At 72.6% G+C, this 24,273-nt stretch carries 22 protein-coding genes; 11 read left to right on the top strand and 11 right to left on the bottom strand.

The features are described from left to right. Nucleotides 1–34: 34 nt before the first annotated feature. The 3 genes from ACQEVJ_RS36355 to ACQEVJ_RS36345 are packed head-to-tail and all read left to right on the top strand — an operon-like array spanning nt 35 to nt 5,960. Complete coding sequence (locus ACQEVJ_RS36355; RefSeq protein ID WP_079319272.1) at nt 35–724, top strand: response regulator transcription factor; 690 nt, start codon at nt 35–37, stop codon at nt 722–724. A gap of 24 nt (nt 725–748) precedes the next feature. Beyond that, nucleotides 749–4,402 (top strand): DUF4153 domain-containing protein, encoded by a 3,654-nt coding sequence (locus ACQEVJ_RS36350; RefSeq protein WP_433109107.1) that lies wholly within the window; start codon nt 749–751, stop codon nt 4,400–4,402. Between the two features lie 13 nt (nt 4,403–4,415). After that, the gene (locus tag ACQEVJ_RS36345) at nt 4,416–5,960 is read left to right on the top strand and encodes an N-acyl-D-amino-acid deacylase family protein (protein WP_433109105.1); all 1,545 of its coding nucleotides are present in this window, start codon (nt 4,416–4,418) and stop codon (nt 5,958–5,960) included. 14 nt (nt 5,961–5,974) lie between these two features. On the opposite strand, the gene ACQEVJ_RS36340 is transcribed toward ACQEVJ_RS36345, so the two are convergent. After that, on the bottom strand, nt 5,975–6,841 hold the full coding sequence (locus ACQEVJ_RS36340; protein WP_433109103.1) for an alpha/beta fold hydrolase: 867 nt from the start codon (nt 6,839–6,841) through the stop codon (nt 5,975–5,977). 173 nt (nt 6,842–7,014) lie between these two features. Continuing rightward, nucleotides 7,015–7,704 carry a tetratricopeptide repeat protein gene (locus ACQEVJ_RS36335; protein ID WP_433109100.1) on the bottom strand — a complete coding sequence of 230 codons (690 nt, stop codon included), beginning with the start codon at nt 7,702–7,704 and terminating at the stop codon, nt 7,015–7,017. 103 nt (nt 7,705–7,807) lie between these two features. On the opposite strand from ACQEVJ_RS36335, the gene ACQEVJ_RS36330 reads away from it, so the two are divergent. From ACQEVJ_RS36330 to ACQEVJ_RS36320, 3 genes are read left to right on the top strand one after another with little or no spacing between them, the layout of a single operon-like run. After that, the gene (locus tag ACQEVJ_RS36330) at nt 7,808–9,082 is read left to right on the top strand and encodes an alanine racemase (RefSeq protein ID WP_433109098.1); all 1,275 of its coding nucleotides are present in this window, start codon (nt 7,808–7,810) and stop codon (nt 9,080–9,082) included. A 13-nt stretch (nt 9,083–9,095) separates the two neighbouring features. Continuing rightward, entirely contained in the window at nt 9,096–9,482 is a 387-nt protein-coding gene (locus tag ACQEVJ_RS36325; protein WP_433109096.1) for a Rid family detoxifying hydrolase, read from the top strand. A gap of 2 nt (nt 9,483–9,484) precedes the next feature. Beyond that, a complete protein-coding gene (locus ACQEVJ_RS36320; RefSeq protein ID WP_433109094.1) occupies nt 9,485–10,681 on the top strand; it encodes a hypothetical protein in 1,197 nt (398 codons plus the stop codon). Between the two features lie 24 nt (nt 10,682–10,705). Here the strand turns inward: ACQEVJ_RS36320 and ACQEVJ_RS36315 are convergent, their stop codons facing one another. From ACQEVJ_RS36315 to ACQEVJ_RS36290, 6 genes are all read right to left on the bottom strand, one after another. After that, nucleotides 10,706–11,701 carry a LacI family DNA-binding transcriptional regulator gene (locus ACQEVJ_RS36315; RefSeq protein ID WP_433109092.1) on the bottom strand — a complete coding sequence of 332 codons (996 nt, stop codon included), beginning with the start codon at nt 11,699–11,701 and terminating at the stop codon, nt 10,706–10,708. Further along, nucleotides 11,702–13,117, bottom strand: a complete 1,416-nt coding sequence (locus ACQEVJ_RS36310) for a GH1 family beta-glucosidase (protein ID WP_433109090.1) — start codon at nt 13,115–13,117, stop codon at nt 11,702–11,704. It abuts the gene before it with no gap. Next, nucleotides 13,114–13,938 (bottom strand): carbohydrate ABC transporter permease, encoded by an 825-nt coding sequence (locus ACQEVJ_RS36305; RefSeq protein ID WP_142562647.1) that lies wholly within the window; start codon nt 13,936–13,938, stop codon nt 13,114–13,116. The genes ACQEVJ_RS36310 and ACQEVJ_RS36305 overlap by 4 nt, the downstream gene beginning before the upstream one ends. Next, the gene (locus ACQEVJ_RS36300) at nt 13,931–14,953 is read right to left on the bottom strand and encodes a carbohydrate ABC transporter permease (protein ID WP_433109087.1); all 1,023 of its coding nucleotides are present in this window, start codon (nt 14,951–14,953) and stop codon (nt 13,931–13,933) included. The genes ACQEVJ_RS36305 and ACQEVJ_RS36300 overlap by 8 nt, the downstream gene beginning before the upstream one ends. Nucleotides 14,954–15,016: 63 nt before the next feature. After that, on the bottom strand, nt 15,017–16,312 hold the full coding sequence (locus tag ACQEVJ_RS36295) for an ABC transporter substrate-binding protein (protein WP_433109085.1): 1,296 nt from the start codon (nt 16,310–16,312) through the stop codon (nt 15,017–15,019). 346 nt (nt 16,313–16,658) lie between these two features. Continuing rightward, complete coding sequence (locus ACQEVJ_RS36290; protein WP_433109083.1) at nt 16,659–17,606, bottom strand: cupin domain-containing protein; 948 nt, start codon at nt 17,604–17,606, stop codon at nt 16,659–16,661. A gap of 149 nt (nt 17,607–17,755) precedes the next feature. Between ACQEVJ_RS36290 and ACQEVJ_RS36285 the strand changes: the two genes are divergently transcribed. The 4 genes from ACQEVJ_RS36285 to ACQEVJ_RS36270 all read left to right on the top strand — a co-directional run bounded on the left by ACQEVJ_RS36285 (nt 17,756) and on the right by ACQEVJ_RS36270 (nt 21,346). After that, a complete protein-coding gene (locus tag ACQEVJ_RS36285) occupies nt 17,756–18,262 on the top strand; it encodes an anthrone oxygenase family protein (protein ID WP_433109081.1) in 507 nt (168 codons plus the stop codon). A gap of 136 nt (nt 18,263–18,398) precedes the next feature. Then, nucleotides 18,399–18,656, top strand: coding sequence for a hypothetical protein (locus ACQEVJ_RS36280; RefSeq protein WP_433109079.1), 258 nt, complete (start codon nt 18,399–18,401; stop codon nt 18,654–18,656). Then, the gene (locus ACQEVJ_RS36275) at nt 18,653–19,528 is read left to right on the top strand and encodes an MFS transporter (RefSeq protein ID WP_433109077.1); all 876 of its coding nucleotides are present in this window, start codon (nt 18,653–18,655) and stop codon (nt 19,526–19,528) included. Before ACQEVJ_RS36280 ends, ACQEVJ_RS36275 begins: the two co-directional genes overlap by 4 nt. A gap of 429 nt (nt 19,529–19,957) precedes the next feature. Next, on the top strand, nt 19,958–21,346 hold the full coding sequence (locus ACQEVJ_RS36270; RefSeq protein ID WP_433109075.1) for a glycoside hydrolase family 16 protein: 1,389 nt from the start codon (nt 19,958–19,960) through the stop codon (nt 21,344–21,346). A gap of 56 nt (nt 21,347–21,402) precedes the next feature. On the opposite strand, the gene ACQEVJ_RS36265 is transcribed toward ACQEVJ_RS36270, so the two are convergent. Further along, a complete protein-coding gene (locus ACQEVJ_RS36265) occupies nt 21,403–21,987 on the bottom strand; it encodes a hypothetical protein (RefSeq protein ID WP_433109073.1) in 585 nt (194 codons plus the stop codon). 256 nt (nt 21,988–22,243) lie between these two features. Next, nucleotides 22,244–22,837: a TetR/AcrR family transcriptional regulator gene (locus ACQEVJ_RS36260; protein ID WP_433109071.1), complete on the bottom strand. Its 594-nt coding sequence runs from the start codon at nt 22,835–22,837 to the stop codon at nt 22,244–22,246. An 81-nt stretch (nt 22,838–22,918) separates the two neighbouring features. On the opposite strand from ACQEVJ_RS36260, the gene ACQEVJ_RS36255 reads away from it, so the two are divergent. Beyond that, nucleotides 22,919–23,626 carry an alpha/beta fold hydrolase gene (locus ACQEVJ_RS36255; protein ID WP_433109069.1) on the top strand — a complete coding sequence of 236 codons (708 nt, stop codon included), beginning with the start codon at nt 22,919–22,921 and terminating at the stop codon, nt 23,624–23,626. On the opposite strand, the gene ACQEVJ_RS36250 is transcribed toward ACQEVJ_RS36255, so the two are convergent. After that, complete coding sequence (locus ACQEVJ_RS36250; RefSeq protein WP_433109067.1) at nt 23,627–24,247, bottom strand: LysE family translocator; 621 nt, start codon at nt 24,245–24,247, stop codon at nt 23,627–23,629. It lies immediately after the preceding gene. Nucleotides 24,248–24,273 lie beyond the last annotated feature (26 nt).

Here is a 24,273-nt window from a genome sequence, read left to right as displayed (position 1 = left end):
CGGCTCTGCACAGAGGGCATCTACGCTTCCGTCCATGGCTACCCCTCAGCAACGTCGCGTCCTGGTGGTCGAGGACGACGACACCATCGCGAACGCCGTACGGCTCCGGCTCGTGGCGGAGGGCTTCGACGTACGCGTCGCGAGCGACGGCGAGGGGGCGCTGGCGGCCTACGCGAAGGCGGAGCCCGACGTCGTCGTCCTCGACCGGCTGCTGCCGGGCCTGGACGGGCTCGAGGTGTGCCGCAGGATGCAGGCCGCCCGGCCGGTGCCGGTGCTCATGCTCACCGCGCTCGGCGAGGAGACGGATGTGCTGGTCGGGCTGGGCGTGGGGGCCGACGACTACATCACCAAGCCGTTCAGCATGCGGGAACTCGTCGCGAGGATCCACGCGCTGCTGCGGCGGGTGGAGCGTGCCAGCCTGCTGGCCCATGAGGACACGGTGATCCGGGTCGGCGACGTCGAGATCAACACGGCCGAGCGCCGCGTGTTCGTACGCGGGGCAGAGGCCCAGCTCACCCGGACCGAGTTCGACCTGCTGCGGCGCCTCGCCGAGCGGCCCGGCCAGGTCTTCGAGCGCGAACGGCTGCTGTCGGACATCTGGGGTTTCTCCGAGGCCGCCGCGACCCGGACCGTGGACAGCCACGTCCGCGCGCTGCGCCGCAAGCTCGGCCCGGAGGTCGTCCGCACCGTCCACGGCGTGGGATACGCGCTCGTCCGCTCATGACGCTTCATTAGGGAGAGCCAGGCGTTGAGGCCGCTCGACTTCCTCGGCCGGATCAAGGTCAAGCTCGGCATCGTGATCGTGCTCGCCGTGGTCGCGGCGTTCGTCGTCAACGAGGTCGGCATCAACTCCGGCCTGTCCCGAGATCTGCGGATCGCGATCGCCGTCGTGCTCGCGCTGATCATGGTGCAGCTCCTCGCCCGCGGCATGATCCGGCCGCTGCGCGAGATGGCCGCCGCCGCGCAGACGATCGCCAAGGGCCGGTATGGCCTGCGCGTGAGCGCGACGTCCCGGGACGAGGTGGGGGAGCTGGCGCGGGCCTTCAACGCCATGGCGGCCGACCTCGCCGAGGTCGATCGCCAACGGCGTGAGCTGGTGGCCAACGTCAGCCACGAGCTGCGCACGCCGATCACCGGACTGCAGGCCGTGCTGGAGAACGTCGTGGACGGCGTCACGCCGCCCGACCTCGACACCCTGGGCACGGCCCTCGCCCAGACGCAGCGGCTCGGCCGCCTGGTGGCCCAGCTCCTCGACCTGTCGCGGCTCGACTCGGGGGCGCGGCTGATCGAGCCGGAGGAGCTGGACCTGGCGTCGTTGTGCCGCCAGGCCGTCTCGGAGGCGGCTCTCGCGCGTGACGACGTCACGGTGGTGAGCGCGGTCGCGCGGGGGACGGCGCTGTCCGCCGACGCGGCCCTGCTCGCCCAGGTGCTGGCCAACCTGCTCGACAACGCCGTACGGCACAGCCCGTCCGGCGGCACGGTCCGGGTGGAGGCGCGGCCCGCCGGGCCGAACCTGGAGATCAGCGTGACCGACGACGGCCCCGGCATTCCGCCGGCGGAGCGGGCCCGGGTGTTCGAGCGCTTCTCGCGGCTCGACGCCGGACGGGCCGCCGACGCGGGCGGGGCCGGGCTCGGGCTGGCCATCGCCAAGGAGATCGTCGAGTTGCACGGCGGATCGATCTCGGTGACCGACCCGATCCCGGCCGCGAGACGGCCCGCGGGGGGAGGCCGGGGGATGGCTCCGGGGTGCCGGATGGTCGTCGTGGTTCCGCGTCACGGGGAGCCTGCGACGGGGGAGAGCGCGGACGGACCCGTCCAGGCAGGAAAGGGAGACATGGACGTCAGGAAGGCGGATGCGGGCCGCACTGCGGGTCGGCCCGGCGGGAAGGGCTCAGCCGGGGACGGCGGTGCCGACCTGACCGAAGGCGCACTCGTCGCGGCCGGGGGGCCGGGGAAGACCGGTGACGCGGTCGCTCCGGCAGGCGGGGGCGCGGCGCAGCACGTGCACGGCGCCCGGGACGGTGGCGTGCGGGACGAGGACGCGGGGGACGAGGGGGCGCGGCCGTCCTCGCCCGGGACCCCGGACGGTGGCGAGCGGCCAGAGGATCGCCAGGGGGAGAGATCGGAGGCCCTCCACGAGGTCCCGGCTCCGTCGCGGCCGACCGAGATCGCGGAGCGCGGTGATCTCCAGATCGGGGACCACGGCCGCTCTTCGGACGGCGCCGGCGCCGCCGACGACGGCGAGGACCGGAAGGACTCGCTGCGGCCGGACCTCGTCCATGCGGGAGCGGACCAGCCGTACGCGGCCGCGCCGGTCGGCGGCGCCGGCCCGCGGACGCTCGCACCGCACCTGCTCGCACCGCACCTGCTCGCACCGCACCTGCTCGCGCCGAACCCTGGCGTCGCCTACGATCGCGCCGGGCACCTGGCGCGGGTGGCGCTGGGGGCGGGTGTCGGCATGATCGCCGGATTCTTCACCGGGCTGATCGTCTCGGTCTTCCTCGGCACGGGCGTCATAGCGCTGGTGCTGTTCACCGCCGTCGGCACGGTCGCGGGAGTGATGCGCGGATCGGCATCGGCCCAGCGAGCCGCGGCGGCATCGGCCCACCGAGCGGCGGCGGCGTTCGCGCCGCCGTCGCCCTGGCACGCCTCCGTGCCGATGCCTGGGCCGATGCCTGCGCCGATGCCTGGGCCGACACCCGGGCCGACGCCCGCGCCGGTCGCTCGCATGCCCCAGGGCTCCGCCGAGGCCGCCACCCAGGGCATGGACGTCTCCCCGCCGCCCCCGGTGCCCGCTGCAGGTGGTGGCGGCCCGGGTGGTGGCGCCCCGGCCGAGCAGCGGCCGCTCTCCCCGGAGCTGTCCGTGACCGGCGTGCAGGGGCCGGGGCGGTACCCGCCGCCCCCCGCGTACGTGCCGCCGCCGCTGTTCCCACGGCCGGAGCTGCCGGACGCGCCCCGGTGGCTGTTGCCGGCCGCCGCCGCGGCCGGCCTGGTCGCCGCCGTCGCCCTCCCGTACGCGCCGGCCGGGCTGGGCCTCGTGCTGACGGCGGTCGCGATGGGCGCGGCGGCGTTCGCGGCGGTGCTGCCGCTCCGGCGTGGCCGGATCACGCCGTGGACGGTGGCCTTCGGCCTCCTGGCGTATGCGCTGGTCTCCGTGGCGCTCTTCCGCGACGCCGACTGGCTGGTCGGGCCGATGCTGCTGGCCGCGTTCGGAGTCGGGTCCCTCGCGTTGTCGGGCGGCGGGCGGGGCTGGCTCGCGGTGATCAGGGGAGGGGTCTCGGTCGCGTTCGCGGTGCTGCCGCTGCCATGGTTCCTGGCCGGGCCGCTCCGGACCCTGGCGCGGCGCCGCCGGATGCTGCCCACGCTGGTCGGCGCCGCGGTGACCGTCGTCCTGCTGGCCGTCTTCGGCCTGCTGTTCTCCTCTGCCGACGCCGTCTTCTCGGCCTTCCTCAGCGACCTGCTGCGGACGCCGGAATGGGCGCAGAGCCTGCCATATCGGATCTTCGTGTTCGGCGTGTTCGCGGCGCTGGCCGGGGCGGCGGTGCTGGTGGGCCTGCGCCCGGTGGCCGAGCCCGCCGCGCCCGACCTGCGGATGTCCCTCGGCCGCCAGGTGTGGGTGATCCCGCTGGCCGGGCTGAACCTGCTGTTCGCGGCGTTCGTGACCGTGCAGATCACGGTGTTGTTCGGGGGGAGCCGGAGGGTGCTGACGACGGCGGGGCTCACCTACGCGCAGTACGCGAGGTCGGGCTTCTTCGAACTCGTCACGGTCAGCGTCTTCGTGCTCGGCGTGGTGGCGGCCGCGGTCGCCCTGCTGCGCCGCGAGAACCGGACCGACCGCTGGCTGCTCGCCGTGCTGCTCGGCCTGCTGTGCGCGTTCACGCTGGTCATCCTCGCCTCGGCGCTGCACCGGCTCGGCCTCTACACCGACGCGTACGGCCTGTCGCGGCTGCGGGCCTCGGTGGAGGCGACGATCTGGTGGCTCGGCGCGGTGTTCGTGCTGGTGCTCGCGACGGGAGCGGTGCGCCTGTCCGGCGGCGGCACGTCCTGGTTCTTCCGCGCGCTCGTGCTGCTCACCGGGATGTCGCTGCTGGCGTTCGCGGTGTGGAACCCCGACGCGCGGGTGGCCGAGACCCAGCTCACGGTCAGGGGCCTGGAGCGGCTCGACCACGGCTACCTGAGCGAGCTGGGGGCGGAGGCCGTGCCGATCCTGGACCGCCTGCCCGAGCCGGACCGCAGCTGCGTGCTGAGCGACGTGGTGGCGGTCAACGACCTCTCCAAGCCGGATCCCTGGAACGGCTGGAACCTCGCCCGCGCCCGCGCCCGCGAGGTGCTGGAGCGGCGGCCCATCGTGCGGCCCGGTGGATGCCCCGGCTCGTCACGTGTGCCCGGCCCGTCCGACTGATCTAATCGGGGACGTGACCTTCGATGTGCTGATCACAGGTGGCCGCGTCGTCGACGGCACGGGGGCTCCCGCGTTCCGTGCCGACGTCGGCGTGCGCGGGGGCCGCGTCGAGGCGGTGGGCCGGCTCGGCGCCGCCGAGGCGGCCGTGCGGATCGACGCGGCGGGCAGGTGCGTGCTGCCGGGCCTGGTCGACTGCCACGCGCACGGCGACGCGGCCGTGTTCGACCCTCTCGTGCAGCACGCCGCGCTGCGGCAGGGGGTCACGACGTTCGTGCTCGGGCAGGACGGGCTGTCGTTCGCGCCGGCCACGTCCCCGGCCGCCTTCGCGTACGCGAGCCGCTACTTCGCGGCGGTCAACGGCGCGCACCCGCACGTGGACGGGCCGGTGAGCGTCGCCGATCTGCTCGCCGGATATGACGGCAGGACCGCACTCAACACCGCCTATCTGCTGCCGCACGCGACGATCCGGTTCGACGCGATGGGCCCGGCGGAGCGGGCCGCGGACGAGGACGAACTGCGCGCCATGCTGCGTGCGGTCGAGACGGGCCTGGCGGAAGGGGCGGCCGGACTGTCGTCGGGCCTGGAGTACGCCCCCGGCCGGTATGCCGACGCCGCCGAACTGGCAGCGTTGTGTACCCCGCTGGGCGGCCTGCCGTACGTGACCCACATGCGCGCGTACGGCCCGGCCGCGTCGGTGGGGATGACGGAGGTCGTCGAGATCGCCCGGCGGTCCGGCGCGGCCGCGCACGTCTCGCACCTCCACGGCCCGGCGTCCATCCTGCTGCCGCTGGTCGAGGACGCCCGGCGGCGGGACGTCGACCTGACCTTCGACACCTATCCCTACCTGCGCGGCAGCACGATCCTGGCGATGGTGACGCTGCCGCCGTGGGTGCCCGCCGCCGACCCCGACCGCGCCGTGGCGATGCTGTCCTCCGAACGCGAACGCCTCGCCGAGGAGTGGGCGGGACGCGACGACCTGTGGCCGCGTATCACGCTCTCGCACGCCCCCGGGTTCGAGTGGGCCGAGGGGATGACCCTGCCCGCCGCCGCGGCCGAGTACGGCGTCACGGCGGCGGAGTTCTGCCGGGTGCTGCTGGCGAAGACCCGGCTCCAGGCGGGCTGCGTGCAGGCCCGCCCCGACGAGGGCCAGGCGGGGGAGGAGTCGGTGCGCGCCGTCATGCGCGACCCCGGCCACACCGGCGGCTCCGACGGCATCTACGTGGGCGGCCACCCGCACCCGCGCGGCTTCGGCGCGTTCGCCCGCTACCTGGGCCGGCACGTACGCGAACTCGGCGACCTCACCTGGGAACAGGCCGCCGTGCACCTGGCCTCACACCCGGCGCGCCGCTTCCGGCTGCCCGACCGCGGCCTCGTACGGCGTGGTCAGGTCGCGGACCTGGTCGTCGTCGACCCGGCCACGGTGGCCGACACGGCGACCTACGAGAAGCCCCGATCGCTCGCCGTGGGCGTGGACGACGTGCTCGTCGGCGGCGTGCCGGTGCTGCGGGGCGGCGCACTCACCGGGGCCACCCCCGGCCGCGCGCTGCGCCCCGCCTGAAAGCGATCCTGGGCCTACTCGGCCAGGACCTCGCGCAGCGTGACGGCGAAGTTGTCCGGGTCGCCCGGCATGCCGAACGTGTCGTCGAGGAACCCGCCGTGGTTGCTGGGGAACGTCACCGGCTTGGTGCCGAGCCGCTCGGCGACCGCCTCGCCCGCACGGCGGGCCATCTGGCCCTCCGACTCGACGCCCACGCCGACGACGACGCGGGTCGGGGCCGCGCGGAGCGCCTCGAAGTCGTGCTCGTGGTGCGTGCAGGTCATGAGGTTCTGCCGCAGCATGGGGTCGTCGCGAGTGCCGTCGTCCTCCGTGGGCAGTCCGAAAGCGGCCGGGCTCTGCATGGGCTGATCGGCGAAGTCCGACGGGATCTCGCCCTGGAGGCCGACGACCGTGATGAACTTCACCATCGCCGGGCCGAAACCCTCCCGCTCGTACGTCCGCCGGATGTCCGCGATCGCGGCCAGCGCCTGCTCCCGGTCCGGCAGCACCTGGGCGGCGGGCGGCTCGTGCGCCACGAGCGTGCGCACCTGTTCCGGATGCCGGGCCACGAGCGCGAGCCCGTTGACCGCGCCTCCGCTGCTCGCGAAGATGTCCACCGGCCCGCCTCCGAGCGCGTCGATCAGCCGGTGCAGGTCGTCGGCGTGCAGGTCGGGGGTCGATTCGGCGGCGCCGTCGGTGCGTGTGCTCCGCCCGATGCCCCGCGGGTCGTAGGTGACCACCGTCCGATCCTGGAAGCGCCGGGCAAGGGCGGTGAACCCGGTGGCGTCCATCGGCGATCCGATCAGCAGCAGGATCGGCTCGGTGGTTCCCTCGGCCTCGCGTACGTCGTAGTGGAGAGCGCAGCCGGGCACCTCAAGGGTGTGGGTCCTGGGCTCGGTCATGGAGTCGCTCCTGTTCGGCGCGCGTGATCTGATCTGCGGAAACACATAGCCCCTGTGAGGGCCATCACACCCTATCTCGAACGTGTCATCGAATGAAGGCCGATCCGCGGAATCGGCGGACGCACGATGCGACCCGCCCCCGGGGTCGCCCGGCCGCGATCACAGGGCCGGGGTCACAGGGCCGTCCGCGCCTGTTCCACGTGCCGCGCGATGCCCAGGGCTCCGCTCGCCTCCGCGAGGGCGGCCGCCTCGTCGAGCAGCCGCAGAGCGTCGTCCCGGCGCTCCTCCGCGGCGGCGATGTAGGCCAGCCCGACCAGGTTGGCGGCGACACCCGGGCGGAAACCGATCTCCCGGCGCAGCCGCACCGATTCCTTTAGCCGTTCCCGCGCCGCCTCCAGCCGTCCGGCCCTGTGCTCGGCGATGCCCAGGTGCCTGAGCGCGTAGGACATCGTCAGCCTGTCGCCGGCCGCCGCCGCGAGCTCGTTCGACCGCCTCAACGCGGGTCCGGCCGCCTCGTCGTCGTGCCGTACGACCTGGTGGAAACAGCCGATCCAGAAGAGCGCCTCGCCCTCGCCGCGTACGTCGCCGAGCCGCCGATAGAGATCGGCGGCCCGCTCGAACAGCTCGAGCTCGCGTGGGTCCTCCTCACGGTGTTCGAGGAACCGCGCGTGGACGATCCGGCCGCGGGCCAGCGCGAGACCGGCCTCGACCGCGCCGATCTCCCGTCCCGTCCCCACCGTGGCCAGGTCGGCTTCCACCGCGTCCAGCTCCCGGTCGGCCTCGGCGAGAGCCGCGGCGTCGCCGCCGAAGACCGCCTGCTCGTAGAGAGCCGTAGCCCGTTCGAGTCGTACGTCGCCGCTCATCCCGATCCCATCCGATCGCGGTGCGAGGTCGCGAGTCTACCTCCGGCGTGGTGGTCCAGTACGATCCACGAGGTGGTCTGAACCGGGACAACGAGGGGGCGGCGTGGGTTTCGCGGACGGCCCCGCAGAGGACAGAACAGAGGACGGCACAGAGCGCACACCGGCGTGGCCGCGAGGGCTCCCGGAGATCGTCGTCGACGCGCGCACGCGCGGATTCCTGTGGCCGGGCGAGCCGATCGGCGGACGGGAGTTCGCCGAGGCCCGGCACTCCCTGTTCGACGGCGCGTTCACCTGGCCGGTGATGACGGCACGGCGCTCGGCCCTCGACCACAACATCGCGACGCTGGCGCGCTTCGCCGACCGGCACGGGCTCGCCTTCGCGCCGCACGCCAAGACCACGATGTCGCCCCAGCTCGTGCGGGCCCAGCTCGACGCCGGGGCCTGGGGGGTCACCGCCGCCACGCCGGGCCAGGTGCTCGTCCACCGCTCCTTCGGCGTCCCCCGCGTGCTGCTGGCCAACGAGATCTTCGACCGCGGCGCGCTGCGCTGGCTGGCCGGCGAGATCGGGCGCTTCGACTTCCTCTGCTACGCCGACTCGGTCGAGGGCGTGCGCGTGCTCGACGAGATGGCGGGCGACGTGCCGTTCCGCGTGCTGGTCGAGCTGGGCCACCCGGGCGGCCGGACCGGCTGCCGCGGCCAGGACGAGCTGCTGGCGGTGGCCCGTGCGGCGCGGGAGGCCAGGGGCACCGAGCTGGCCGGGGTCGCCGGATACGAGGGGACCCACCACGAGGCCGACGACGTGCGCGCGTACCTGCGCGACCTGGCCCGCGCGGCGCGGACGCTCGCACCGGAGGAGGCCGGCCCCATGGTCGTCTCCGCCGGGGGCAGCTCGTGGTTCGACCTGGTGGCCGAGGAGCTGGCGCCGCTGACCGGGGAGCTGGGCTCGACCGTGGTGCTGCGCAGCGGCGCCTACATCGCCCACGACGACGGCTACTACCGGGAGCACACGCCGTACAACCGGCTGGAGGGCGAGCTGCGGCCGGCGCTGGAGGTCTGGGCCCAGGTCCTGTCCGTGCCGGAGCCCGGCCTCGTGCTGGTCGGCATGGGCAAGCGGGACGTCCCCTACGACATCCACCTGCCGTTCCCCAGGGCCGTACGGCGCGGCGGCGGCCGGGGGCCGGCCGAGCCGCTGACCGGGGTGACGGTCGTCAAGGTGCAGGACCAGCACGCCTATCTCAGCGGCGATGCCGGGCTGCGCCCGGGAGACCTGGTGTCGTTCGGGCTGTCCCATCCGTGTACGGCCTTCGACAAATGGCGCGTCATCCCCGTGGTGGACGACGACGACATCGTGATTGATTTGATCAATACGTGTTTCTGATGGAGCGGTGACAATGGCTGGCAAGCAGGAGATCCGTACGACCGCCGGGGCCGCGCCGATCGGCGCGTACTCGCAGGGGCTCGTGGTGGGCGACTTCCTCTACACCTCCGGCATGGGGCCGCTCGACCCCGGGACCGGCGAGGTCGTGGGCGACGACGTGGCCGCCCAGACGCACCGGACCATGCGCAACCTCGGGGCGGTGCTGGAAGCCCACGGCCTGACGTTCGACGACGTGGTGAAGGCGACGGTCCACCTGCAGAACCTGAAGGAGGACTTCGCCGCGTTCAACGAGGTCTACCAGTCCTACTTCACCCGGCCCTACCCGGTGCGCACCACCGTGGGCTCCGATCTCATGGACATCCTCGTCGAGATCGACTTCGTGGCGTACACGGGCCGCTGACGATGGACAGCGCCCTGTACGTCTTCGTCGAGGACCTGCGCACGGAGGGCGTGCGGGGGCTGCTCGGCCGAGCCTCGGCGTACGGCGTGCGAGGCGTCGCGGTGGCCGCGGCCTACCACCAGGCCAGGGACGTGACCCCGCACGGCGCGTCGCGGCTGACGCTGCGCCGCGACGGCGTCCACTTTCCTCCGCCCGACGACCTGTTCGACGGGCTGCGCCTGACCCCGCCCGTGCAGCCGGGGGCGGAGGACCGGCCGCTCGACGAGCTGCGCGGGGCATGCGCTGACCGGGGCATGCGGCTGCACGGCTGGACGGTGTTCCTGCACAACACCACCCTCGGCCTGGCCCACCCCGACGTGACGGTGGAGAACTGCTTCGGCGACCACGGCTCCCCGGCCGACCTGTGCCCCTCGCATCCCGACGTGCGGGCGTACGCGGTGGCGCTGGCCCGGGCCGTCGCCCGGCAGGGGGTGGACACGGTCGTCGCGGAGTCGCTGCACTTCGGGGCCTTCGCGTACGAGCGGTGCCTGGTCGCGCTCGGCCCGATGGACGCCTTCCTGTTCGGCCTGTGCTTCTGCGCCCACTGCATGCGCCGGGCCGCCGACCTCGGGGTGAACGCCGAGGTGGCCAGGCAGGAGTGCGCGAGGATCGTCGGGGGCGTGCTCGACGGCGATCCCCCGGCGGAGGGCGAGGTCACGCGGGCGGCGCTGACGGCCTATGCCGGCCCGGAGACGGTGGCGTACGCGCGGGCCCGCTCAGAGAGCGTCACGTCGCTGGTGGGCGAGGTGGCCTCGGCCGTGACGGCCGAGGGCGCGCGGCTGACGTTCATGGACGCGACGGGAGCGGCCAAGGGTTACGCCCACGGGCTGCCCTCCGCCGGTCTGGCCGCGCACGACTCCTGGCAGTTCGGGATCGACCTGGTGGCGCTCGGCGACCTGGTCCCGTCGTTCGCGGTGCTCGGGTATGCCAGGGATCCCGCCCGGGTGGCCGACGACGTGGCGGCCTACCGGCGTTCCGTGGGAAAGAACCCGGAGCTGAGGGTCGTGCTGCGCCCGGGCGCGCCGGACACCGACTCCGCCGACCGGCTGGCCGCCAAGGTCCGCGCGGCCCGTACGGCGGGGGCCGGGGCCGCCGACTTCTACGCGTACGGCCTGACGCCCTTCGAGGCGCTCGGCCGCATCACCGAGGCCCTCGCCTGAGCACCGGCCCCGCGTTCCGGCCGCTCAGGCGGAGCCCCGGACGACGAGCTCGGTGGGAAGGATCACCGGGTCGGCCGGGCCGCCCTGGAACAGGCCCAGCAGCAGCCGGACCATGGCGGCGGCCTGCTCGCTGATCGGGTGCCTGATCGTGGTCAGCGGGGGCTCGGTGTAGCGGGCCGCCTCGATGTCGTCGAACCCGACGACCGCCACGTCGTCCGGCACCCGGCGGCCCGCCTGGCGCAGGGTCTGCAGCGCCCCGACGGCCATGAGGTCGTTGGCGACGAAGACGGCGTCCAGATCCGGGTCGTCCTGCAGCAGGTGGCGCATGGCGACGGCGCCGGACTCCCGGGTGAAGTCGCCGACGGCGACGATCGACCGCCGGTCGGACTCGCGCAGCGCGTCGCGGTAGCCCTTGAGCCGGTCCTGGCCGCCGATCATGTCCTGTGGCCCGGCGATCGTGGCGATGCGCCGCCGCCCGCTGTCCAGCAGATGGCGCACCGCCTTCTCCGCGCCGCCCACGTTGTCGTTGTCCACGTACGGCAGGGGCACCGGCACGGCCGGCCTGCCGTACGAGACGGCGGGGACGCCCATCCGCGCGATGGCGGAGGGCAGCGGGTCGGCGCCGTGCATCGAGATCAGCATGACCCCGTCGACGTGTCCGCTGGCGATGTAGCGCTCGATCCTCGCGTGGCTCTCAGCCGAGCCGCCGAGCATGAGCACGACCTGCTTGTCGGCGGCCTCGAGTTCCAGACTGGCCGAGCGGATGACCGTGGAGAACATCGGGTCCTCGGAGAAGACCCTGGTCGGCGGCTCCGACACGACCAGCGCGATCGAGTCGGTCCGCTGGGTGACGAGGCTGCGCGCCGCCGAGTTGGGGACGTATCCCAGCTCGTCCACGGCGCGCATCACGGCATCCCTGATCTGCGGTGTCACCGTCATCTGCCCGTTGACGACCCGGGAGACGGTGGCGCGGGACACCCCTGCCCGCGCCGCCACCGCCTCCAGAGTGGGTCGTTTCATTCATTCCCCCTGAAGAGCGTTGCGTTTGACGACGTCTCGATACCACAGCGCGCTGTCCTTGGGAACGCGTCGCTGGGTCTCGAAGTCGATGTACACGATGCCGAACCTCTTGTGGTAGCCGTAGGCCCACTCGAAATTGTCCAGGAGCGACCATACGAGATAACCCCTCAGGTCCGCACCGGCGGAGATCGCGGCGTGCGCCGCCCGCAGGTGGCCGTCGAGGTAGCCGATCCGGTCGTCGTCGTGCACTCTCCCCCCGTCGACGTCCCCGTCGGTGTCACCGGTGAGGTGGTCGTCGAAGGCCGCGCCGTTCTCCGTGACGAGCAGCCCGACCTCGGGGTAGTCGCGCGACAGCCGTACGAGCAGGGTCTCCAGGCCGGACGGCTCGATGGGCCAGTCCATCGCGGTCGTCGGGCCGGTCGGCGGCTCGAACCGGATGCCCTCCGTGCCGGGGAAGGCGGGGTTGGCCGGTTCGCCGGGGGCGGCCGACACGAAGGACGGGTTGTAGTAGTTGATGCCGAGCAGCTCGATCGGCTGGTGGATGACGGCCAGGTCGCCGTCCCCGATGTGGTCCAGGCCGCCGTGGCGGGCGACGATCTCCAGCACCTCCTCCGGGTAGCGGCCCCGCAGCGCCGGGTCGAGGAACTGCCGGTTCATCAGCGCGTCCACCCGGGCGGCCTCCTCGTGGCCGTCATCCGTCTGGATCACCGGCGCGAGGTTGAGGGTGAGCGCGATCTCGGCGGCCCCGGCCGCGCGCAGGGCCCGCGCGGCCAGCCCGTGACCGAGCAGCAGGTGGTGGGCGGCGCGGAACGCGGCGGCCGGATCGCGCCTGCCCGGGGCGTGGACGCCGGAGCAGTAACCGAGGAAGGCCGCCACCCACGGCTCGTTCAGCGTCGTCCAGGTGCGGACACGGTCGCCGAGCCGCTCGTGCACGACGGCGGCGAAGTCGGCGAAGCGCGCGGCGGTGTCCCGTACGGCCCAGCCCCCGGCGTCCTCCAGCGCCTGCGGCAGGTCCCAGTGGTACAGCGTCGGGTAGGGCGTGAGGCCGTGGGCGAGCAGCTCGTCCACCAGGCGGTCGTAGAAGTCGAGGCCCGCGGCGTTGACCCGCCCCGCCCCGGTGGGCAGGATCCGCGGCCAGGCCACCGAGAACCGGTAGGCCGCCAGGCCCAGGCCGGCCATGAGCCGTACGTCCTCGGCATAGCGGTGGTAGTGGTCGCAGGCGACGTCGCCGGTGTGGCCGTCGGCCACGTTGCCCGGGACCCTGGAGAACGTGTCCCAGATCGAGGGGCCCCTGCCATCCTCGGCGGCGGCGCCCTCGATCTGGTAGGCCGCCGTGGCGGCGCCCCAGACGAAGCCGTCAGGGAAGACCATCTTCGACGATCCGGTCCCCCGAGTAGCCGTGGTCGTCGCCGTCATCCCTTCACAGCTCCCTGCATGATTCCTCCGATGATCTGTTTGCCGAGCAGGACGAAGATGAGCACCAGCGGCAGGGTCGCCACCGCCGTGCCCGTGAGGCCGAGCGTGAAGTCCCGCACGTAGCCGCTGGCGAGCTGCGACAGCGCGACCTGCACAGTGGGATTGTCCGGGGTGAGGACGACCAATGGCCAGAAGTAGTCGTTCCAGGCCGTCATGAACGTGAGCATGCCGAGCACCGCCGCCGCCGGCCGGGCGGCCGGGATCACGACGTGCCAGAACAGCCGGGCCGTGCTGCACCCGTCGATCCGGCCCGCCTCCAGCAGCTCCGTCGGCAGCGCGCGGCTCAGGTACTGCGTCATGAAGAACACGCCGAACGCGTTGACCAGCGCCGGGACGATCACGGCGTACATCGTGCCGGTCCACTCCAGCTTGATCATCAGCATGTAGAGCGGGATGATGCCGAGCTGCGTGGGGACCATCATCGTCACGACGGTCATCAGCAGGAGCACGTTGCGGCCGCGGAAGCGCAGCTTGGCGAACGCGAAGCCGGCCAGCGTGGAGAAGAACATCACCGACACGGTGATCGTCCCGGCGACGACGAACGAGTTGAGCAGCGCCAGCGCGAACGGCGCGGTGTCGAAGACCCGCTGCACGTTGGCGAAGAAGTTGCCGCCGGGCAGCAGCGGCGGCGGCACCTCGGCCAGCGCCGCGTTGTCGTGCGAGGCGACGATCACACTCCAGTAGACCGGGAACGCCGAGAAGAACGCCACCGCCACGAGGGTGAGATAGGTGAGCGGATGCCCGCGCAGCGCTCTAAGCATCGAGTCCTCCACGCATGCGCCGTACGACGAGGTAGTTGAACGCCACGACCACGAGCACGAGCAGGAACATCATCCACGCCGCCGCCGAGGCGTAGCCAAACTCGAAGCTGCGGAAGCCCTTCTCGTACAGGTAGAGGGCCAGGGTCTGGAACTGGCGGTCGGTGCCGCCGGTGGCCGCCGCGCCGTTGCTGACCTGCGCGCCGAACAGCAGCGGCTCGGCGATGATCTGCATCGACCCGATCGTGGTGACGATGACCGTGAAGATGACGGTCGGACGGATCATCGGGAGCGTGATGCCCCACAGCTGCTTGAGGCTGGACGCGCCGTCGAGGGTCGCGGCCTCGTAGATCTCCCTCGGCACGGCCTGCATGGCGGCGAGGTAGATGAGCGTGTTGTAGCCGGTCCACCGCCACATGATCATGACGGCGATGGCGACGTGCGAGGTGGCCACGTCCGCCTGCCAGTTGATCCGGCCGAACCCGAGCCATTCGAGCACCATGTTGATCAGCCCGAAGTCGCGCCCGAAGAGCTGGCTGAAGATGACCACCACGGCCACGACGCTGGTGACGTTGGGCAGCAGGAGCGTGATGCGGAACAGCGTCTGCGCCCGCAGCGGCCGGTTCAGCAGGTGCGCCAGCACGAGCGCCAGCAGCAGCTGCGGCACCGCGGAGAGGACGCCGATCGACAGTGTGTTGAACGCCGCGTTCCAGAAGTAGCCGTCGGCGAACAGCGCCTTGTAGTTGTCCAGCCCGATGAACGGGTTGTCGCTGCTCAGCAGGTTCCAGTCGTGCAGCGACACCCAGGCCGTGTAGATGAGCGGGAAGAGCCCGAAGGCCGCGAAGAGCAGGAAGAACGGCGCGACGTACGCGTACGGCGAGGCCTGCCGGTCCAGCCGGTGCAGGCGGGAGCGCCAGCCCGACGCCGCTCGCCCGCGCGCCGGCGGGCGCAGGGTGGCCGGAGGGCCGCCGGGGGAGGGCGCCACGGTCCTCAGGGACCCGCCCGGGGGTGATGCCATGGGAGATCCTCCTCTGGGCAGAGCCCCCGGAGCGGATCGCCCGGGGGCCCTGCCTGCGACGGACTACTTGATGCCTTCCACGTCCTTGAGGACCTGGGCCCACGCCTCGTCGGGCGACTGCTTGCCCTGCTCGACCCGGCCGATGCCGTTGCCGACGGCCGTGCGCACGTCGCCCTCGCGGGGGCCGAGGTGCTGCGGCTTGAGGTTCTTCGCGGCGTCGGAGTAGATCTTGCCGACGGGGGCGTCGTTGAAGAAGTCCTTCGTGAAGTTCTGGATGTCCGGCTGGTCGTACAGCGAGGGGATCGACGGGAAGTTGCCGATCGCCTTGAACACCGCGGCCTGGTTCTGCGCCGAGGTCAGGAAGTCGATCAGCTCGGCGGCCTCCTTGGGGTGCTTGCTCTGCTTGGGCACGGTGAGGTGGGAGCCGCCGGAGTTGCCCGCGCCGCCGGGGACGGTGGCGATGTCCCACTTGCCTGCCGCGTTCTTGGCCTGGTCCTGGATGTAGGCGGTCATCCACGCGGGGCAGATCACGGTCGCGAACGAGCCCTTGGCGAAGCCGGTGTTCCATTCCGGCGTGAACGCGCCGATCTTGGCGGACAGGCCGGCGTCGATCATCTGGACCGACAGGTCCCACGCCTTCTTCACGTCGGGGTTGGTGGCGACGACGATGTTGTCCTGCGCGTCGTACACGCCGACCGGGGCCTGGGCGATGATGGCCCGGAAGATCTCTCCGGGGCTGTCGAAGAACTTGGCGTCCTTGGGCGCCTTGGCGGCGAACTTCTTGCCGGTCTCGATGTACTGCTCCCAGGTGGGCCACTGGGCCGACACCTCGTCGCGCTTGCTGGGCAGGCCGGCCTTCTCGAACAGGTCGGTGCGGTAGCACATGGCCAGGCCGCCGACGTCGGTGCCGAGGCCGACCAGGGCGCCGCTGGGGGCGACGCCCTGCTGCCACTTCCAGTCGAGGTACTCGCCCTGGCGCTTGTCGAGGCCGTACTGCTTCAGGTCGTAGAACTTGTCGGGCTGCGAGGTGAACTGGCTGATGTAGCCCACCTCGATCGCCTCGACGTCCGCGGCGCCCGCCCCGGTGGCGAGGTGCGCGGCGAGGTTGGTGTGGTGGTCGGCGTACGCCGCCTGGCGCTCCTCGATCTCGACGTTCGGGTGCGTCTTCTTGAACTCCTCGTACAGCGGCTTGAAGCCGAAGTCGCCGAAGAGCCCGACGCTGAGTTTGATCTTCTCCGCGGACTGGCCGTCGCCGGTCTTGGTATCGGATCCGCCGCACGCCGTGAGGGTGAGCAGGGAGGCGGCGAGCATGGGGGCGACGAACCGGACGACCCGGCGGCCCGCGTGGGGAGTGCCCATGAACCCTCCTTGGGTTCCACATATGAAATCGATCTTGAAGAGAGCGCTCTCGCACAAGAGTGGGAGCCGTCCGCGAGGCCGTCAAGGGGCGGATCAGTAACGATTCCCGTTATCTCAGAACGCCATCACCGCTGGTGAGAGCGCTCCCACGAGTATCGGCGCAGGGTGGGAGTGTCGTCCCGCCTGGTGCGGGGGAGCGGGAAGAAATCAGGTCCGGTGGCAGGAAGCGTCGGTGCGTGCCCGCCGGAGAGCGCTTTCTCGATCTCCGTGAAGCGGGTACGCGTCACCGGAGACACTGCGTGGGACACGGCGGCCCGGGACACGCACGCGTCGCCTCGGGCGGATTTCAGCCGGCCTGGCGTCTCAGGCCTTCGCGGTAGCGCTGGGGGCTCACGCCGCGTTCCCGCTTGAAGGCCGAGCTCAGCGCGAACGCGGTGCCGTAGCCGACCCGCCGGGCCACGGCCTCCAGCGTCGCGTCCGTCTCACGCAGCAGGTCGGCCGCCTGCGCCAGCCGCAGCCCGGTCAGGTAGGCCATCGGTGGCTCGCCGACCAGTTTCGCGAACCGCTGTGCCAGCGCGGCTCGGGAGACCCCTGCCCGGCCCGCCAGTTCGGCGACCGTCCAGGGCTGGGCCGGGTCGGCGTGCAGCATCCGCAGCGCCGGCCCCACCACCGGGTCGCCGTGCGCCCGATACCAGCCCGGGGCCTGTGCCTCCGGGCGGGAGAACCAGGTCCGCAGCACGGCGATCAGGAGCAGGTCCAGCAGGCGGTCGAGCACCACCTCCTGGCCCGGTTCGTCCTTGACGATCTCCCGGCCGAGCAGTGTGACGAGGGAGCCGTCCCAGGAGTCGCCGCGCAGCACCAGCAGCGTGGGCAGCGCCGCCAGCAGCCGCTGGGTGACCGCGCCGCGCATCTGGTAGGTGCCGATGAGCATCACGGCCGAGCCGTCGGGGTCGTTGCCCCAGTTGCGCGTGCCCAGGTCCATATCCGCCGACAGACCGCGGCCGTCCGGCGTGGTGCAGACCTGCCCGGGATGGATCACGACCTGCGGCGCGGTCGCCGGGTCGTCGGCGACCGTGTAGTGGCCGGGCCCGCGCACGACCGCGACGTCCCCGGGCCCCACCCGTACGGCCCGGTCCTCGTCCGGGGTGATCCACGCCTCGTCGCGCACCATCGCGACCAGGCACAGCGGCGCCTCGTCCTGGATCCGCACCGACCAGGGCGGGCTCAGCGTCGCCCGCAGCAGGAAGGCCCCTCGCGCCCGGGGCCCGTCGAGGAGGTCGGCCAGCGCGTCCATGCCCAGATCGTAGACGGCCGGATATGCGGTCGAGCGTCTCGCCGATGTCGCCCGGAGCCGTCCACCGGTTGACTGATCGCCATGACGACGACAGCGGAACCCCTGATCACCATCGCCGGCATCGGCGCACGGACCGTGGCGGAGGCGTCATGACGTACCTTCTGGCCGCCGTCGCGGCGGCCCTGTCCATGCTCATGACCGCCGGGATGGCGGGCACCTTCTTCGGGTTCTCGGTCGGGGTCATGCCGGGCCTGAACGCGGCGTCGGCCTCCGCGGCGATCGACTCGATGAACGCCGTCAACGTCAAGATCCAGAACCCGGTCTTCCTGGCGGCGTTCGTCCTCGCCCCGGTCGCCGCCGCCGGGGCGGGCGGACTGCTGCTGGCCACCCCTCGCTCCGGCGCGGCCTGGCCGTTCTTCGCGGCGGCCGCGGTGTACGCCGTGGGCGTGATCCTGATCACGGCCGCGGTGAACGTGCCGATGAACGACGCCCTGGCCGCCGCGGCGGCCCATGGCGACCCGGCCGTGGCCGCCGCCCGGATCTGGTCGGACTACTCGGCCCGGTGGACCACCTGGAACACCTGGCGGGCCGTGGCCGGCGCGGTGAGCCTGCTGCTGATGGGCTACGGCGTCTACCGCTGGGGCCGCGGCTCCTGACCTCTACGGCACCGTCTGTATGGTTAACCTAACCTAGGTCGCCGCGGGCCGTCCGCCGAGGACCGTCTACCGGATCAGCGACAAGGGCCGTGAGCGGCTGCGGGCGCTGCTGCGCACGGCCGATCCGATGCTCCTCATGAAGGACGAGGAGTTCCAGGTCAGGGTGGGCCTGTTCGATCTGCTGCCCGCGCCCGACCGCCGCAGGATCGAGGTGCGGCGGGAGTGCGTGGAGCACTCGCTGGCGGCGCAGGAGGAGCTGGCCGCGGCCGCGGGACACGAGCCGTGGGGCCTGCGCGTCCTCCGATTCAACATCGAGCGTCATCGGCTCGAACTGGCCTGGCTGGACGAACTGGAGGCGGCGCCTCCGGAGCCCGCGTCGCGGGAGTCCTTATGACAGGCGCCGAGGTCGGCAGGCCCACCCGCCTCATGTCCCTCGGGCTCGTCGCGGGCCCGATCCTGTCGATGGTCGACTCGTCGGTGGTCAATCTCGCGGTGCCCGACCTGACACGCGAACTCAACCGGCCGCTGGAGGTCGTGCAGTGGGCCGTGAGCGGCTACCTGCTCGCGCTGGCGGTCGGCTTGGCCGTCACGTCCTTCCTGGCCAGGAGGTTCGGGCTGGTTCCGACGTACATCGGCAGCCTGGCCCTGTTCACGCTCGCGTCCGCCGCGTGCGCGCTGAGCCCCGACGCCGGCGCGCTGATCTGCTGCAGAGCCATGCAGGGCCTGGGCGGCGCGCCGCTCGTCCCACTGGCCATCGGCCTGCTCATCGGGGAGGGCGGAGCCGCGACGGGCTCGGGCGGCAGGGTGCCGCTCGCCGCGGGTCTCGCGTTCTTCGCGGCGCCCGCGCTCGGCGTCTCCCTGGGCGGCCTGCTGATCGGCGCGTACGGCTGGCGCTCGATCTTCCTGATCAACCTGCCGATCGGGCTGCTCGCCCTGCCCGGCGCGTTCGCGGCGTATCGGGCCGGTCTGGGCGTCCGGGGTGACCGCGCCGTACGCCCGGACCTGCCGGGGCTGATCCTGCTGGCGAGCGGGCTCGGGCTGGCGACCTACGGAGTCGAACGGGTGGCCGCCCACGGTTGGGCCACCCCCTCGTGGCCCATCGGCCTGGCGCTCCTGGCCGCCTACGTGCTGTGGGCCCGCCGCCGGCCGCAGGCCGCCCTGGCGCTCGACCTCGTGCGGGACCGGGCTCGGGCATCGTCACCTTCCTCACCACCCGCGGCGCGGCGACGGGCTCGCCGCTCACGGGCTTCCGCGAGACCGCCCTGATCCTGGCCGCGGCGGCACTGCTCGGAACGCTGGGCGCGACCGGGCTCCGCCTGACGCGGGCGGCGGGACACTGAGGCGGGCGACGGGACTTGACGCGGGCGACGGGACTTGACGCGGGCGGCGGGACGCTGAGGCCCGGGCCTGGGCGCGCTCCGGTAGCCGAGTTGGAGAGCGCTCTCTCATCACAGCTCATACGGCCTATCTCTTCGAGAGAACGCTCTCTCAGATTTCACAGACCCTCTTGACGTGAGTGAGACCCAGAGGGGACAGTGGCGCTCAAGCGGTCCGCGGTCGCGGTGCGCGGGCCCTCACGACCCTCTCCGGACACCGCCGTCCGGCCTTCCAGACGTCCACCGTCTGCGCTCCGTGAGGCCACCCGCACCCCCCAATCCCCCCGCCGCGACGACCGGACCGAGGAGAGAGGTACTCATGCGTGTGCTCCACTCCCCATGGCGGCGCTCGGTGCTGGCGCTGCTCGCCGTGGCCGCCGCGGTCATGGCCCTCGCCGTACGGCCCGCCGACGCGTCGGTGCCCGGGACGCCGTCCGGCTGGTCGCTCGTCTGGTCGGACGACTTCAACGGCACGGCCGGGTCGCTTCCGTCGTCCACCAACTGGATCATCGATACCGGCCACGCGTACCCCGGAGGTGCGGGCAACTGGGGCACCGGCGAGATCCAGAACTACACGTCCAGCACCTCCAACCTGAGCCTGGACGGCAACGGCAACCTGCGCATCACCCCGATCGGCAGCGGCCAGAACTGGACCTCCGCGCGGATCGAGACCCGCCGCGCCGACTTCAAGCCGGCCGACGGCCGGATCCTGCGCATCGAGGGCCGCATCCAGATGCCGAACGTCACGGGCGACGCCGCCCTCGGCTACTGGCCGGCCTTCTGGGCGCTCGGCGCGCCGTACCGGGGCAACTACTGGAACTGGCCGGCCATCGGCGAGTTCGACATCATGGAGAACGTCAACGGCATCAACTCCGTCTGGGGCGTCCTGCACTGCGGGGTGAACCCCGGCGGGGCGTGCAACGAGACCAACGGCCTGGGCAACAGCCGGGCCTGCCCCGGCTCGACCTGCCAGTCGGCCTTCCACACCTACCGGTTCGAGTGGGACCGCAGCGTCAGCCCCAACCAGCTCCGGTGGTATGTGGACGGCCAGCAGTTCCACAGCATCAGCCAGGGCCAGCTCGACGCCACGACGTGGTCGAACATGACCTCCCACGCCGGATACTTCATCCTGCTCAACGTCGCCATGGGCGGCGGCTTCCCCAACGGTGTCGCCGGGTTCTCCACGCCCACCTCCGCCACCGTGTCAGGGCGGCCGATGGTGGTCGACTACGTGGCCGTGTGGCAGAGCGGCGCGACCAGCAGCCCGCCGCCGAGCTCGCCCCCGCCGGGCGGTGTGGACGCCCGCTCCACCATCCAGGCGGAGAAGTACCAGGCGCAGAGCGGCACGCAGCTCGAGACGACCCAGGACAGCGGCGGCGGCCAGAACGTCTCCTACATCTCCAACGGCGACTGGCTGCGCTACGACGGCGTCAACTTCGGCTCGACGGCGGCGCGGCAGTTCAAGGCCAGGGTCGCCTCCGGCGCGGCGGCCGGCGTGAGCGGCCTCGTACAGGTCAGGCTCGACAGCCCGACGGCGACCCCGATCGGCGACTTCGCCGTCGGCAACACCGGCGGCTGGCAGAGCTGGACGACCGTCCCGGCCAACATCGCGGCGACGACCGGCACCCACACCGTCTACATCACCTTCAGCAGCGGCCAGCCGGCCGACTTCGTCAACCTCAACTGGTTCACGTTCGCCACGTCCTGATCGTCACGCCATGGGCGGGGATCGCTCCGGGTCCCCGCCCATAACGGCGCTCCGCGTCACTCGGTGGGCGAGACGGTCTCCGGCGACGGCGATTCGCCGGGCGTGGCGGTCTCACCGGGTGTGGCGGGTGCGGACGGGGTCTCCGTCTGCGGCGGGGGTGCGCCGCCTCCGCCGTGTCCCGGCAGCGCCGGGCGGCTGGCGTCCGCGACGATCAGCGCCTTCGGGTTGTCGCCGGTCGTGCCCACGACCCAGACCTGGTCGCCCTGCTGGATCCCCTGCAGGCCCTTGTAGTCCGCGACGATCCTGGTCGACTCGTCGACCGTGTAGGTGCGGCCCTCCACCGTGACGGCTCCGCTCTGCACCGAGTCCACCGAGCCCGTCTGGCTGGTGAAGGTCTGGTAGTCGCGGGACGTGCGAGGCTGCTGGGGCTGTCCGAGCTGGAGCAGGGCGAGCTCGGTCATGCCGAACTGCTCCGGACCGGGCCGGAGCTGTCCCCCCTGGGCGTACCGCGGCTGGTCGTGGCCCGGTGCGCCCGCCGCGGCGAGGCCGGCACCGGTCACGAGGGTGAGCGCCGCGGCGACTCCGAGGAGGAGCCTGGGCCGCTTGCCGTGAGGTTTCGGCGGCTTGCTGGACATGGTCATCGGTGTGCTCCCTCCACTTGGCGCTGGGGCACGACATGACACGGTGCGACATGACACGGTGCGGCCTGACGTGGCCGGCGCGGCTGGGATGTGCGCGAACGACGTGAGCGGACGTGACCGTGGCAGGTCATGGAACGTCCGCGGGAACGACGCGCCGGGCGTACGCGGCCGCGCATGGAGCGCGCGGCGCCGCGAACCCGTCGCGGAGGGCCCGCCAGTGGCACTCCTGGCCGGGCCGTCCAACAGATCCGCCTGGTCAGCCGCCGGCCCGCGCCGGTCGGCCCGCCTTCGGATCCCCTGGCCGCCCTACCCCATCGAGTACGGCGTTCACCGCCCGCTCGGTAAAGCCATCGTCCAGAGGCAATTGCCGGAATACCACCCGCAGCCACACCGCGCCGGCCAGCAGATCCGTGATCATCATCGGGTCGGCGGAATCGTCGATCTCGCCGCGCTCCCGGGCCCGTTCGAAGATCGGCCGCTCCCGGGCGAACCGGTCGGCGAAGAAGCCCCTGGCCGCCTCCGCGAGCTCGGGGCTGTTGGCGGCGGCTCCGAGTGCCGCGACGGCGATGTCCGCCGCCGGGGGAGTGGTGAGCAGCCGGGCCAGGCCGTCCAGCAGGGCGTGGAGGTCGCTCCGCAGGCTCCCGGTGTCGGGCACGGCGAAGTCGAGCGCCCGCGCCTCGACCAGCGCCGTGCCGAGCAGGGCGGCCTTCGACGGCCACCACCGGTAGATCGTCGTCTTGTTGACCCCCGACCGTTCGGCCACGCCCTCGATGGTCAGGCCCTCGTAGCCCTTCTCCGCGAGCAGGCGCAGCGCGGCGTTCAGGATGTCGTCCTTCTTGCGTGGGGCCATGGCGGGAGCCTACTGCAACGCACCGTTGTGTTTTAATGGCCTTCGCAACGCAACGTTGCGTTGCGATTGAGGAGGTGCGTCATGAGCATGCCGGTGGTCTTCGTCCACGGCACCCGGCTGAGCGGCACGATGTGGTCCCCGGTCCGGGCGCTGCTGCGGGCCCCGTCCGCCGCGCCGGACCTGCCCGGCCACGGCCGCCGCCGCGGCCTGCCGTACGGCACGGAGGCGGCCTGCGACGTCGTCGCGCAGGCGATCGCGGACCTGGGCGGACGGGCGCTCGTCGTGGGGCTGTCCCTTGGCGGCTACGTGGGCATCGCCGCCGCCGCGCGGCATCCGGACCTCGTCGCCGGCCTGGTCGCGATGGGCTGCACGGCGCGGCCGGACGGGCCCAGGGCGCACGCCTACCGGCTCGCCGGGCGACTGGCCGCCCGCAACCCCGCGCTGGCCGACCGGGTGAGCCGCTTCGCGCTGCGCCGGATGCTGCCCGGGGCCGCCGGAGAAGCCATGATCGAGGGCGGGCTGAGCAGCGAGGTCGTGGCGTCCGTCGTCGCGGCGGTAACGGCGGAGGACCCCGTCGCCTCGCTGGCGGCCTACCCCGGTCGGGTCTGGCTGCTGAACGGCACCCGCGACCCCTTCCGGGCCGACGAGCAGGCGTTCCTGCGGGCCTGTGCCGACGGCAGCCTCACGCACGTGCCGGGCCGGGGCCATCTGACCGTGCTCGCCGAGCCCGCCCGGCTGGCCCGCTTCATCGACAAGGCGGCCCGGGACCTGCCCGCCTGTCCGGCCTGATCAGCCCCGCGCCGTACGCCCGGCCCCGCTCAGCGCGGCGACGAGGGCGAGCGCCAGGTAGACCACCCCCGAGGCGTACCTGAGCGTGCTCGCGCGCAGGCGGCGGCCGAGCGACCCGGCGGTGAGCGCGTACGCGAGGTCCGAGGCCAGCCCGATCACGGCGAGGACCAGCCCGAGCAGGAGCACCTGCCCCGGCACGTCGCCGGAGGGGTCCACGAACTGGGGCAGGAACGCCAGGAAGAACAGCACGGTCTTGGGGTTCAGCACGTTGACGAGGACGCCTTCGAGGAAGACCCGGCGCAGCGGCTGCGGCCTCGGCGCGTCGCCGCCCGAGCCCCGGCCGGTCAGGGCACGGACGCCGAGATAGGCAAGGTAGGCGACACCGGCCCATTTCACCGCCGCGAACAGCCCCGCGGACCGCGCGAGCAGATAGGAGAGGCCGGCCGCCGCCGCGGCGATGTGGAGCAGCGTGCCCGTCTCCACGCCGAGGGCCGAGGCGACCCCCGCGCGGCGGCCCTGGGCGACGCCCCGGGCGGCGATGTAGAGATGGTTGGGGCCGGGCACGGCCACCAGCGCCGCCGAGGTGGCGGCGAAAACCAGGAACGTAGAGGCGTCGATCACGCTTGCCGAGGCTAGAAGCGCCCCGG

Origin of the sequence: Microbispora sp. CA-102843 (assembly GCF_050936215.1) — a bacterium.
Lineage (GTDB): Bacteria > Actinomycetota > Actinomycetes > Streptosporangiales > Streptosporangiaceae > Microbispora.
The sequence above is the reverse complement of the archived record's forward strand: the minus strand, read 5'-3'. Positions and strand labels throughout refer to the sequence as shown.

Bases quoted from the DNA above. Each gene is read 5' to 3' on its own strand.
- ACQEVJ_RS36315 (WP_433109092.1), bottom strand. From the start codon at position 11,701: ATGAAACGACCCACTCTGGAGGCGGTGGCGGCGCGGGCAGGGGTGTCC.
- ACQEVJ_RS36260 (WP_433109071.1), bottom strand. From the start codon at position 22,837: ATGGCCCCACGCAAGAAGGACGACATCCTGAACGCCGCGCTGCGCCTG.
- ACQEVJ_RS36265 (WP_433109073.1), bottom strand. From the start codon at position 21,987: ATGACCATGTCCAGCAAGCCGCCGAAACCTCACGGCAAGCGGCCCAGG.
- ACQEVJ_RS36255 (WP_433109069.1), top strand. From the start codon at position 22,919: ATGAGCATGCCGGTGGTCTTCGTCCACGGCACCCGGCTGAGCGGCACG.
- ACQEVJ_RS36355 (WP_079319272.1), top strand. From the start codon at position 35: ATGGCTACCCCTCAGCAACGTCGCGTCCTGGTGGTCGAGGACGACGAC.
- ACQEVJ_RS36295 (WP_433109085.1), bottom strand. From the start codon at position 16,312: ATGGGCACTCCCCACGCGGGCCGCCGGGTCGTCCGGTTCGTCGCCCCC.
- ACQEVJ_RS36320 (WP_433109094.1), top strand. From the start codon at position 9,485: ATGGACAGCGCCCTGTACGTCTTCGTCGAGGACCTGCGCACGGAGGGC.
- ACQEVJ_RS36290 (WP_433109083.1), bottom strand. From the start codon at position 17,606: ATGGACGCGCTGGCCGACCTCCTCGACGGGCCCCGGGCGCGAGGGGCC.
- ACQEVJ_RS36275 (WP_433109077.1), top strand. From the start codon at position 18,653: ATGACAGGCGCCGAGGTCGGCAGGCCCACCCGCCTCATGTCCCTCGGG.
- ACQEVJ_RS36335 (WP_433109100.1), bottom strand. From the start codon at position 7,704: ATGAGCGGCGACGTACGACTCGAACGGGCTACGGCTCTCTACGAGCAG.
- ACQEVJ_RS36310 (WP_433109090.1), bottom strand. From the start codon at position 13,117: ATGACGGCGACGACCACGGCTACTCGGGGGACCGGATCGTCGAAGATG.
- ACQEVJ_RS36325 (WP_433109096.1), top strand. From the start codon at position 9,096: ATGGCTGGCAAGCAGGAGATCCGTACGACCGCCGGGGCCGCGCCGATC.
- ACQEVJ_RS36280 (WP_433109079.1), top strand. From the start codon at position 18,399: ATGAAGGACGAGGAGTTCCAGGTCAGGGTGGGCCTGTTCGATCTGCTG.
- ACQEVJ_RS36300 (WP_433109087.1), bottom strand. From the start codon at position 14,953: ATGGCATCACCCCCGGGCGGGTCCCTGAGGACCGTGGCGCCCTCCCCC.
- ACQEVJ_RS36340 (WP_433109103.1), bottom strand. From the start codon at position 6,841: ATGACCGAGCCCAGGACCCACACCCTTGAGGTGCCCGGCTGCGCTCTC.
- ACQEVJ_RS36270 (WP_433109075.1), top strand. From the start codon at position 19,958: ATGCGTGTGCTCCACTCCCCATGGCGGCGCTCGGTGCTGGCGCTGCTC.
- ACQEVJ_RS36285 (WP_433109081.1), top strand. From the start codon at position 17,756: ATGACGTACCTTCTGGCCGCCGTCGCGGCGGCCCTGTCCATGCTCATG.
- ACQEVJ_RS36305 (WP_142562647.1), bottom strand. From the start codon at position 13,938: ATGCTTAGAGCGCTGCGCGGGCATCCGCTCACCTATCTCACCCTCGTG.